Below are 11,438 nucleotides of genomic sequence, written 5' to 3'. Positions count from 1 at the left end.
TGAAGTTCCTCCTTCCTTCCCAGTCTGAACCAGTTCGATTGTACAGGAGAACTTAGCTTAACCGACGATTCCCGTACGCTCTACACTCTCTACGAAATATCGTTGCACAAACAGATAGATGACGATCAAAGGCAAAATGGCAAGTAGAATTCCTGTATCCTGGATCATGCTCAGATAGAACGGATCGGCCTGAGAAGCTGCACCGTCAGTAACTTGCTGGGCCAGATTATACGGAAGGGACGATAACTGGGTCGACATGACTTTACTCGAAGTCAGATAAGTTGTTGTATAAAAGCTATCGTTCCACTGCCATACAAAGGAAAACAGCATGACTGTTACCATGGACGGTATGGCATTGGGCAGCATAATTCTTGAAAATGTTCGCCCGATGCCCGCGCCGTCCACATAAGCCGCCTCCTCCACTTCCTTCGGAATGCCTCTGAAGAATTGCCGGAAAATAAAGATATACAAGCCAGCCTTGAGCGAATTTGCTGTAATCGCCGTCAGAATGAACGGCCAGTACGTATTGAGCAGATTAACAGGCTTGCCGGTCAAGAGCGTTACAAGCCCCATCAGGTCAAAGCTTTTCAGATTCAGGTATACCGGAATAAGAATGGTCGTTGGCGGTACAAGAATCGTCAGAATGACACCGGCAAATAGCCAATTGCTTCCCCTGAATTTCAGTCTGGCGAATCCATATCCTGCAAGTGCACAGGATGCTGTAGTCAGCAGTGTTGTCGTTGCAGACAGGGCAAACGTATTAAACAGTGTTGCCCAGTAATCCATTACGCGTATCGCCTGCTTGAAATTGTCGATGGAGAAGTTCTGTGGAATCCATACCACCACTGCCGAATACAGATCACCTTTATCTTTGACGGATGTTGAAACCTTCTGGAATATGGGAAACAGGATAACGAAGGAAAGCCCGGTAATCAGAACGAATCGGATTATGGCCCACAGCCAGCCTTTCCAATGCTCCAGCGATAATAATCGTGATGTTGTCACGTGGGACACCCTCCTTTCTAATCTTGATAGAAGACTCGCTTCGAGAAAATGATGGATACGATAACCAGAATGATGGCAATGGCCAGAAAGTAGACCCATGCCATGGCAGAGCTCAATCCAAAGTCAAACTTGACGAAGCCGGTATCCCGGATCAGTTCCGTCATGGCGTTACTGGCAAACGAATCAATGATGGTATAGATCGCATTGACAAAAATAAGCGGGCTGACCATTGGGAATGTAATTTTCCAAAAAGCTTCATACCCCGTCGCTCCCTCCATCTTCGAAGCCTCATATAGTTGAGGGGAGATCGTCTGGATGCCTGCCAAAAAGATCAAAATCTGTACGCCGGATTGACTGACGATCTGATAGATCCGATCTACGGCGCTACTCAGATAGGTGACGATCCAATCGCTCACTCCGGCGTTAACCATCAGATTTTCGAGTTCAAATGTCCCGAGTGAACTTCCACCGGTGCTGCTCTGATTAACCGCTTCAATCAGGCTGGTGCTCTCCAGCGTCATAATTACTCCAGATGCCAGAATAACCGGCAGGAAAAAAATCGACCGCGCTACAGCCCGCCCTCTGAACTTCTGATTCAGAACAACGGCAAGAAATAGACTGAATATTACAATAAGCGGTACGTTGATTAGTACATCTGTGACCGCCTCTATTAATGCACGGTTAAAGCTTGTATTAACAGTCAGTGCCTGAATGTAATTGGCGACACCGGTGAACTGAATTGCTATGCCTTCTGCGTTGGCTTGAATTGTACTCATGCTGTATCGCAGAGAGGCTAACAGCGGAATGAAGAAAAACAATACAAAACCAATCAGCCAGGGAAGCACGTAGATTACGCCCCACATGGCTTTCTGCTGAGCATACGTACGACTTCCCCATTTCCATTTCAGGAGCGTCTTCAGAGCTGCTCACCACCAGTCACATAGCTTTGGGCTTCCACTGTATCGTTGTCAACTTTCACAGGGAAGTCGTTATAATTGACGATTACGAACCCGCCACCTTCATATGTTGTCCGGAAGACACCCTCTTCCAGAGATTCATGTGATATCATGGAACGTCCGCCAAACGGAAGGTTCACCTGGTTTACCTCGTTGTAGATCTCGGCAGCCAGATCGATCCACTGTTCATAATTCGCTGCATATAGATCATCATAATCCGTTTCTTTCACGACATGGTTTGGCGCATTGAACCATGCAAAGTAAGGACTGGCTCCATATTCAATCAGCTTCAGCACATATTGCCTTGCGTTGGTATATGTGGAGAGATTGTATGGAGTACCTGTATAGCTGATGCTGCCGTGTACAACGAGCTGATAGAACGGAATCTCTTCATCCTCCAGCTTGAAACGGCTGCTGGTCATCGGCGCATCTGTCAGACCGGTTACATACGGCAGGGCATAAGCGTTCCCGCCTTCAGCAACAAGCGAGCCTGCCTGCTGCCGGATCTGTTCAAGTGCCTTCTTTACGGAGTCGAGCGCTTGCGTTCGGTCCACCAGTTTTTTCGGATTCATATCGCTGTTTAACTGCCCTGCCAAGTCATTCAGGCTCAGCGAGAGTCCATCCTTTTGCAGGGAACTGAGTTCATCCAGCATGTCTTCCGTCACGTTCTCCAGCAAGTTGGGCGATAGCACATAGGAAGGTGAACGATCCCGGTCCCGTCGCTGGATGGCCTGGTTCATCGGATACATGACCGCCGGTTCCTGAGTTAATGTGCGTGAAGCTTCCTTGGACGGTTTGAACCCTTTTTTGGATTGCACATTCAGCAGAGCGATATCGGGATAGAAGCCGATACCCGCTTCATGTGCGTATGCGCTGAATTCCCGCAATCCCTTTTTCCCGCCTACGGCGCCGTCGACTTGAATGGTATCCGGCAGTCCATGATGAAGTCCGCCATTAAGCCATCCCGCATAACGAACCTGAATATTGGATACTTTCTTCTCCGTCAAGGCGGAGAGAATGCTTTTAGCTTCATCAAACGTGGTCAAAGCCTCCGTCGAATCGTACGGTATGCCCAGCATATGCTTCCTTGTTGTCATGCCGCCGAACAGTTGCAGGTAAAAGGGAACGTTGATCTGCTCCTTGCTGGCATTCAGCTCGGGAAGTCCGCCATTCTGCAACAGATAATCCCGATAGAGAGAGGCGAGCCCCGAGTAAGAGGCCTTATCTTCCCCTACAAAAGCATATCGAACGACAAAGTCGGACACGGTTGGTTTCTTCTGAAACTTGGGAAGTGTACGAACCATATCGCTTGCCTGAAGCGTCACATCGCTCTTGTTCACGACATAGAAGCTTGGATATACGTTGTTGTAGCTGTTCAGCTTGCCGCTGATATCGGCATTCACAACTGCAACGGCATCCCCTTCTTCAATAATGCCCAGGAAAGCTCCCTCTTTTCGAATCAGTCCAAATACCGGCAACCTGGCTCTGGCTTCATTCGAACTTGCTTCCCGCAGCTTCATGGTCATATCCGGTCCGTATATGTCTTGTTGGTAGGATGGATATTGCAGCTTGCCATTGTTAAAATGGATCAGCGCTCCCGAACCGTCCGGCACCAGTATGGAACCCTCTTCATCCGAACCCCCGGCTCCGAAATAATCCAGCACAGATATGCTGTTGATCGGATATTCCTCCGGAAAATGAATGCCTGAGGATGGAACACGCACAAGCAGATCCTCTCCATCCAGTTCATATTCCATCGTGAGCATAAACAGCCGTGGTCCGCTTCGTTCCTCTTCAATGCCGAATTCGGCATGATCCTGAACCAGATCCTCCGGTGTGTAACCGGCTGTATCAAAAGCCTTCAAGGCCCGGGACAGCTGCAATCCTTGCATCGCCTTATCAATCCGGACGTAAGTGCCTTCATCCTTGTCTTCCGCATATCCGACCTTCAAGGCCCGCTGCCCTGCTTTGTCTAGCTGTGCAAGCAACTTTTGCTCAAATCGCTCCTTGCTGATCTTCATCGGCAAGTCTTCAATGGATCGCTCAGTGCTTCCAAACTGGTAGTGAACACGCACGCCAGCTGGCAACACCTCATAGCTTATCTGCTTGTGTGCAACACTATCCGTGAAGGAATTCACGGTGCTGCTCTGTCCAAGGCTGTTGAAGAAGCTGAGCTTCGTTTGTGATGACAACAGGTCTTTATTTATCCCGGCTGCAACCCCATCCTGCTCACGATCTGCTGGATTACTGCGCCAGATTTGCCCGCTCTTTGTATGAATCACTGCAATCTCGGCTGTCTCTTCGTGAATGAACAACTGCAGCGCAGCATTCTGCGCAATGCCTACCATACCCGGAAGGCGGACATCGCTGAACGATGATTTCAATTTCTCTCCGGGAGGCAGGGAGGGAAATTCCGTCTGATCTGCGGCAGTCACTGTCTCGTGAGCGAGCGGTGTTGGCGAGAATTGACACCCGCCAAGTAGCAGACTGCTCGCGAGCAGCATTCCTGTTATTTTTTTGGCTACGGCATATTTCATAACCGATTCCTCCTCCCTTAGCCCCGAAGCACTAATTCCTGATAGATAGTTACGACAAACGATACAATCTGCTGTACAAGACTGAAGAATAACAGGCACAGAAATGCCATAAACGCCATCGCTACAAGTGTCAGCATCATCGTAAGCACCGTTTTGGCTGGTGAATACTGATGAACTGTCATATTTCCCACAAATAACAGATATACCGTCCATACGACGGCGAGTGCATTGGAGAAATAATAAAAAGCAGTTTCCTGCGCAGAGATTACAAGACTCAGCCAGATCCATGGGAAATGAATGAGGAACAACGGTACCAGTGCAAAACACGTTGACATGAAAATTTCGGAGAACTTGCCTTCCCCGTCCATCAATGTGGTTAATGACCAGTTGGCTACACACCAAAACAGCACCGGTATAATGACATATACCATTTCGAGCAGACTGTTCAGGTACTTTGGATTACTGAGATTAATGAGAAAACCGCTGTACTGGGCATGCAAAATTTTGGTGATGACCAGAAGCACCAGGATCATGAAGGCAATCAGCAGTGAGTTTCTCTGGTTCCGTTCATATTTCAATTCCCAGTATCCGTCAAACGGATGAAATATCAGATGCAGCGGGTACTGGTACAATTGCTTACTTGATGCCTGCATTCGTAGTCCTCCTTTTCTGCCTGCGAACGATGATGATGGTGACAAACGCAGCGACAGCCAGGAATAGTCCGGACATCATCCATGAAAAATGCTCACGCATCAGCTCTTTGCGGTACAAAAGAAAAGCTTTGGAATACCCTTTGGGCTCCATGCTGCGCTTGAAATATTTCGCAGACTCGGCGTACTCCTTCTGACGAAGCAATGCTTTGCCAATTCCCGCATACGCATATTCCAGGTTCGCGTTCATCTCGGCAGCTTGGGCAAACAGCACTGAAGATTGATCTTCATCACCGTTATAGTAGCTGCGCACTGCTTCGTGGAGCGTACGTCCATATTCGGTTGTTTGAAACACGGTGATTTCACCAAGCGCTTTGTCCAGAACCAACATCCGGTCTCCCGCCCGTTCCAGGGCAACAGGTGTATTAAACTGACCCAGGCGATTCCCGATGCCGCCAAAAATGTGAAGCAGATATCCGTCTCCATTGTAGGTGAAGATTCGGCCCTTGCTGGAATCCAATACGGAGAACATGTCGCTGTCCCCCACATCCACATCAATCAGTCGGGATGGACCGGCTTCCTGGGTGTATAGCAAGTCACCTTGCGGGGTCTGATAGCCTTCTCTGCGCAAAATGTCCGTACCTTGGGCATTCAGCTTCTTGACCGGATCTTTGCCGCGATCGCCGCTAGTGGCGTAGATAAAACCCTCTTCATCCATATCCAGATTGGTAAATTCCGTTGGAGTGAACATCACCATCTGACTGCGCTGCTCCCGTGTTGCAAACCGTTTCCACAGATACTCCACCGGGTCCACCTGAACTCTGTTCGCTCCAATGAAGGAAGAGAATGTACCGTCGGCGCTGAACTCCATGAATCCATCAAATACGCCTTCGGCCATGACGTAGATACGCTCCCCTTTGTCCATAACAATGCGCATCGGTTTGAACTGGAAGTCTGCTTTTAACAGATCCGATTTCGGTTCAGACACGATCTTGACCAGCTTCCCCTGTTCATCCAGATGCACCACTCGGTGATTATCCGAATCAGCGACCAACAGATGGCCTTTTTCCGTGACATACAATCCTTGTGGATTTTTAAAATGATCTTCCTTGCCTTCCTGCACAAACGAATCAATCGTCCGTATCAGCTTGAAGTTGCGATCCATCTCAATGATGCGGCCATTACCCGAATCGAGCACAAAGACGTGCTGATTGGCGGTGACATGCATGTCACTTGGCTCTTTCATAGGTATCGTGTTCAGCTTCTTGTCGGTGATAATCGTTGTTGCTTCGTATGCCGCCGGTGCCGGAACTGCGTCACCCCAGAAGGAATAATGATACGCATCCGTCTTCCCGTCTGCACTCACATAAGATGCCTCTTGAACGAACAACAGGAGGCAGATCATACCCATGATGACCGATTTGCGTTTTTTCCATGTGCTTCTCCGCACCTCGCTGCCTCCTTTCTACTCTTTCATGCCCGAAGTGGCCATCGTCTGCATAACACTGCTCTGTGAGATGATAAACAGGGTGATCGGTACGATCATCAGCAGCAAGGCAACTGCCGCACCTACACCGGCTCTTGCGATCCCTCCCTGAACAATTTGACTGAGCGCATAATGCAGCGTTTTAAGATTTTCACTGTAAATGAAGCTCCCGCCGTCCGTTCCCCATAACGCTGGAAACTGCAGGATCATTAGCGTAAGCCATGCCGGCTTCACATTGGGCATCACGATGCTCCAGAATATCCGGTATTCATTGGCTCCGTCGATTTTGGCTGCCTCCAGCAATGCATCGGGAATCTGCTCCATGAACTGTTTCATGAGGAAAAGTCCCAATGAGAACGCCAGTGATGGCACTATAATGGACGCGTGAGTGTTAATCCATCCAAGCCAGGACATGACCATGTAGTTTGGAATTGCCGTAACATGCGGCGAGAACATCAGAGACAGAATGACAATGGTGAACAACACTTTGGAACCCGGAAAACGATATTTCGCCAGCGGATAAGCCGCCGCAGATGCAAGAAGGATATGTCCTGCTGTGCCAAGTATCGTTATGAGCAAAGTGTTGGCGATATAACGGGATAACGGAACCCACGAATTGCCCATGAGGTTGATCAGATCGGCAAAATTCTCCGTTGTGGGATTGTTCACCCAGAAGCGCGGCGGGAAAATAAACAACTCATCCAGCGGTTTGAATGCATTGTTGACTGCATAGATGAGCGGAAGCACCATAAAGGATCCGAACACAGCCAGCAATGAAAATAACATCAGGCTGACGGTAAATGACCGATTAAGCCTTTTTGGCATGCCGAACACGGCACGTACTTTGCTGGTCATCGTCATTCACCTATCTTTCTAAGCATTTTTTGCGTGAAAACGTTTGTGCCCAGCATCAGGGCAAACAGGACCGTTGCGATGGCCGAGGCATACCCCATCTCGAAACGAATCGTTCCGAAGTCCATCAGATGCGTGACAACTGTATGTGCTGCATAGTTAACGCTTGGGAAACCTGCCAGCGCGATCGAGATCTCGGCTACGGCGAAGGAGGCGGTAATCTGCATTACCGCACCAAACATCAGCTGCGGTCTCATCGAGGGCAAGGTGATATACCAAAGCTCCTGCCACCGGTTCTTGATCCCATCCACCGTTCCGGCTTCAACCAGAGAACGATCAATGGTTTGCAGTCCTGCTATAAAAGCCAGGAAGCTGGTTCCCAGACTCAGCCACAGCTGTACAATAATGACGATTGCCAGTACATACTTTTCGTCGGCAAGCCATTGGATCGGTTCAAGTATGACGCCAAGTCGCATCAGGAAACCGTTCATATACCCGTAGCTGTCACCCGAGAAGATGATCAGCCAGATGAAGAATACGTTGCCCGATATGGATGGAGCATAGAAAACCAGCGTCATGACCGCCCGAATTTTGGGAGACAGTTCATTGATGATCCACGCAAACAAAAAGCAGGCAATATAACTCACTGGACCTGTAATTACTGCGAAAAGCAGCGTGTTTTTGAGCGCGATCAGAAATACGTCGTCGTTCAGAAACAGCCGGGAATAGTTCTGCCAGCCGACAAATCGCGGCAGCTCCAGCATATTGAAGTGAAAAAAGCTGAGCCCAAGTGAAATGCCGACCGGAATGACCGTAAACAAGAAAAAAATCAACATGAACGGTGCCATCAATACATAATAATGCCTGCTGAGATACAGATCCCGCTTCAATAGGGACCACCAGCCGACCTGGCGGGTATGAACGGCAGGAGCGGCGGCTGTCTTGGTTGTTTTTGCTTGCAACCGTTACCCTCCCTTTCCTCTATTTCAGATTAAATTCTTTGCGTTTCAACTCAATTTCATCATCGATGTACAACACATAGTCCGATAAGGCTTCACGCGGATTTTCATTCGCATTGACCACTTTGCGGAAAGCGTTGTCCAGATGTCGTCCTGTGAAATAACCTCCGGGCAGCTGCGGAATCCCTTGTACCCATTCCCATTGTTTCTCGAGATTTTGATAGTCCTTCACAGGCCAAGGCAGTTGCTTCAAGGCTTCGATATTGGCCGTCGGGTAACGGGCAGCCGCCCCCATAAGGCCTTCCATTTCTCTCCCGTATTCAATCTGGGTCTGCTCATCAGTCCACCATTTCATGAACTTCCACGCCGCTTCCTTGTCGTCAGCATTTTCGAGCATCATCACCGCGCTCGTTGCGCTAGCCACTTCGTGCCGTATGGACCCATCCGGAAGCTGCGTACCCGGAACAATCGTAAAGTCCCAGAGGTTGCGGATTTCCGGAGCCATAACCGTCAGCATGTTATACGTGGTGTAATCAGCAATCCCGATCGGCATTTCCCCGGTACGGAAACGGTTCGGAAAGTCAGCTTTGAGCGGAAACTTGTAATTGGTATAAAATTGCGTCCAGCGTTTGAACGCGTCCATTGAAATCTCCGAATCCAGTGCACTTTTCTTCTGGTCTTCGGTATAGAACGTTCCGTCATTCTGATATAACAACATGGCAAAGGTTGAATTCGGAACCAGGTTGGCATTGTTCAGCGTATCCTCGATCGGCAGATAAAACTCCATGTTATGCTTCTGCAGCACGGCGATGGCGTTATATACGTCCTGCCACGTTTTTGGTGGTTCGAGGCCCAGCTCATTCAGAATGTCTTTGCGGTAAAAAAGCATTGGAAAATGCTGCTGCTCCGGCAGAGCGTACACTCCGTCGTTGTAACGGTAAGGTGTCAACCCGCTTTCGCGGAACCTGCCCGAAACTTCCTCAAAATCGGGGAACTGGCTCAGATCGGCTGTTGCATTCCTCATCGCATAATTCACCGGAATGTCTTCGCCCATCTGCATCGCTACATCCGGCCCTTCCCCCGAGAGTGTAGCGGGCAGCAAAATGTTGGGCGGTACGAGACGTAACTGCACGGATACATCGGTATCCGGGGTAAACGAATCGTCGATCATGCCTTTCAGTACTTGGGCCTGGTCCCGTCCAGTCGTGATCCATACGGTAATGGCATCTTTCTTTTGTTCCACATTGCCAATGCTGTCATAATCTTCGGTATACGAGGCGACATATGCGCCCAGTTCGTGCTTGACTTGCTGGATGGTGCTTGCCTCCGCTTTAGGCAGCGATTCACCTGGCGGAGATACGACAAGATAGTCCAGCGTGATCGGCTGTTCACGCACCGATAGAATCCATGTACCGAGACCGCCTACGTTAATTTTGAATGTATCCAGTCGTTTGGGAACCGTCTCCGGTCTGGCCGCCATATCTTCCAGCTGCAACACCATGGCGTGTAGTACGGCCACTTTGTCACTTTGCTCACCCGTGGCTTTTTCCAGATAATTTGCAACGGAGCGCAAGGTGTCAGCCTGTCGCTCAAACACCTCCGTCATCTCCGGAATACGCCGTTCCAGCTGGTAATCCCGCAATGGATCCGGACTATTGGAGGTAATCATTAATATTTTGCGATACATCTCATTCAGTTCCAGCACGCTGGATTCCACGGTCCGAAGGAGCGGAGCGATATCGCCGAGTGTAACCGTCATTCGGATTCGGTGTTTTCCTTTTTCCAGATGAAACTGATATGGCTGATCTTCCCCTGATCCCAACACCTGAGTTTGCCAGGCCGGGCTGTAGTTAAATCGAATGCGTTTCATTTCCTTAAACGGAACTTCGCCGTTGATCGTCAGACTGCGGGTGGCATAGATGCCACGCAATTGATCCTGTTTCACCTTCAGCGCGAGTTGATACAGTCCGTCTTCAGGCACGTCGATTTCCCACTCTATCCATTCGCCAGGAAGCTTCCAGTTAATGCCTCCAATGGCGTTCATCCGAATTTTGGATACATTATAAGGCTCCAGTGAAGGGCTTGATCGGTCCGAGATTGGTGCCAGTGTAGGAGATGATTTGCTGACAGCCTCCTCGCCCTGCACTTTCAGCATGACAGAAGCGGCTTGTTTCAAGCCGAGTGAGTCATAGGTCTGCTCCAGCTCTGCATAGGACAGCACTTCGCCTTCCTGATACAACTCGATATAATCAATTGCCATGCTCTCTCTTAATGAAGTGAGCGATAACTGCTGATTGCCTTTGTCAAAATAAAACTGAAACGGTTCCTCGAAGTACCCTGCGCTGTCCTTGAACGAAGTCAGCTGCCATTCGGGTTGTTCCACTTGTCTTGGTCTGAGGTCATTGCCACGATCGTCCTGTCGGACGTTATCCTCGCGATTCCCCCATACCCTGTCAAACAGAAGAATATCGGCCCCTCTAAACGGGACCTTACCGTTAACCTCAAGCCTGCGTTCGATTCCGGAGCTTTTGCCTTCTACGGGATAATAGTGAATGCGAATGTTGTACAAACCGCTCACCTGAACGGGAACATCCCAGCGAATGGTTCCGGTTTCCGGTGTAATTACGGCGCTTCCGTCTAATCCGGCGTACCCTTGCACAACCTCAAATTCCCCATTCTCTGCCTGAACATAAGATTCCCCTTCGATGCGTACCGTTTCATCGGGTTTGGCCGTATTGTCATGAACAGTCAGATAATGCTCATAACTGAATGAATCCTCGGTTCCCGATACCGCTTCAAAGTCCTCAAGCGCATGTACCGTTCCCGGATTACGATCCCGCGATGGATATAGTGTCCATATGGAGAGCACCAAGGCCAGGACAAGCACCAGGATTAGTCCCTTTTTCTTACGTGACCGCATGTTTGAATGTATCCCCTTTCCTCTAAACGTTGCGAGAACTGGACGATTGACTAACCCGGACAGACCGCACCTG

General features: G+C 49.4%; 8 protein-coding genes. All 8 read right to left on the bottom strand.

The features are described from left to right. Nucleotides 1–57 precede the first annotated feature (57 nt). Genes ACTHPG_RS09730 through ACTHPG_RS09695 form a run of 8 tightly spaced genes read right to left on the bottom strand, consistent with a single transcriptional unit; the run spans nucleotide 58 to nucleotide 11,365 of the window. Nucleotides 58–1,005, bottom strand: a complete 948-nt coding sequence (locus ACTHPG_RS09730) for a carbohydrate ABC transporter permease (RefSeq protein WP_440388986.1) — start codon at nucleotides 1,003–1,005, stop codon at nucleotides 58–60. A 17-nt stretch (nucleotides 1,006–1,022) separates the two neighbouring features. Next, nucleotides 1,023–1,868 (bottom strand): carbohydrate ABC transporter permease, encoded by an 846-nt coding sequence (locus ACTHPG_RS09725; RefSeq protein WP_440388985.1) that lies wholly within the window; start codon nucleotides 1,866–1,868, stop codon nucleotides 1,023–1,025. A gap of 53 nt (nucleotides 1,869–1,921) precedes the next feature. Then, the gene (locus ACTHPG_RS09720; protein ID WP_440388983.1) at nucleotides 1,922–4,498 is read right to left on the bottom strand and encodes a DUF5696 domain-containing protein; all 2,577 of its coding nucleotides are present in this window, start codon (nucleotides 4,496–4,498) and stop codon (nucleotides 1,922–1,924) included. Nucleotides 4,499–4,515: 17 nt separating this feature from the next. Beyond that, the gene (locus tag ACTHPG_RS09715; RefSeq protein WP_440388982.1) at nucleotides 4,516–5,151 is read right to left on the bottom strand and encodes a YIP1 family protein; all 636 of its coding nucleotides are present in this window, start codon (nucleotides 5,149–5,151) and stop codon (nucleotides 4,516–4,518) included. After that, on the bottom strand, nucleotides 5,135–6,598 hold the full coding sequence (locus ACTHPG_RS09710; protein ID WP_440388981.1) for a hypothetical protein: 1,464 nt from the start codon (nucleotides 6,596–6,598) through the stop codon (nucleotides 5,135–5,137). Before ACTHPG_RS09710 ends, ACTHPG_RS09715 begins: the two co-directional genes overlap by 17 nt. A 15-nt stretch (nucleotides 6,599–6,613) precedes the next feature. After that, a complete protein-coding gene (locus tag ACTHPG_RS09705; RefSeq protein WP_440388980.1) occupies nucleotides 6,614–7,489 on the bottom strand; it encodes a carbohydrate ABC transporter permease in 876 nt (291 codons plus the stop codon). Nucleotides 7,490–7,491: 2 nt separating this feature from the next. Continuing rightward, the gene (locus ACTHPG_RS09700) at nucleotides 7,492–8,448 is read right to left on the bottom strand and encodes a carbohydrate ABC transporter permease (protein WP_440388978.1); all 957 of its coding nucleotides are present in this window, start codon (nucleotides 8,446–8,448) and stop codon (nucleotides 7,492–7,494) included. Nucleotides 8,449–8,467: 19 nt separating this feature from the next. Further along, on the bottom strand, nucleotides 8,468–11,365 hold the full coding sequence (locus ACTHPG_RS09695; RefSeq protein WP_440388977.1) for an extracellular solute-binding protein: 2,898 nt from the start codon (nucleotides 11,363–11,365) through the stop codon (nucleotides 8,468–8,470). Nucleotides 11,366–11,438 lie beyond the last annotated feature (73 nt).

Source organism: Paenibacillus sp. SAF-068 (genome assembly GCF_051967555.1).
Lineage (GTDB): Bacteria > Bacillota > Bacilli > Paenibacillales > Paenibacillaceae > Paenibacillus.
The sequence above is the reverse complement of the archived record's forward strand: the minus strand, read 5'-3'. Positions and strand labels throughout refer to the sequence as shown.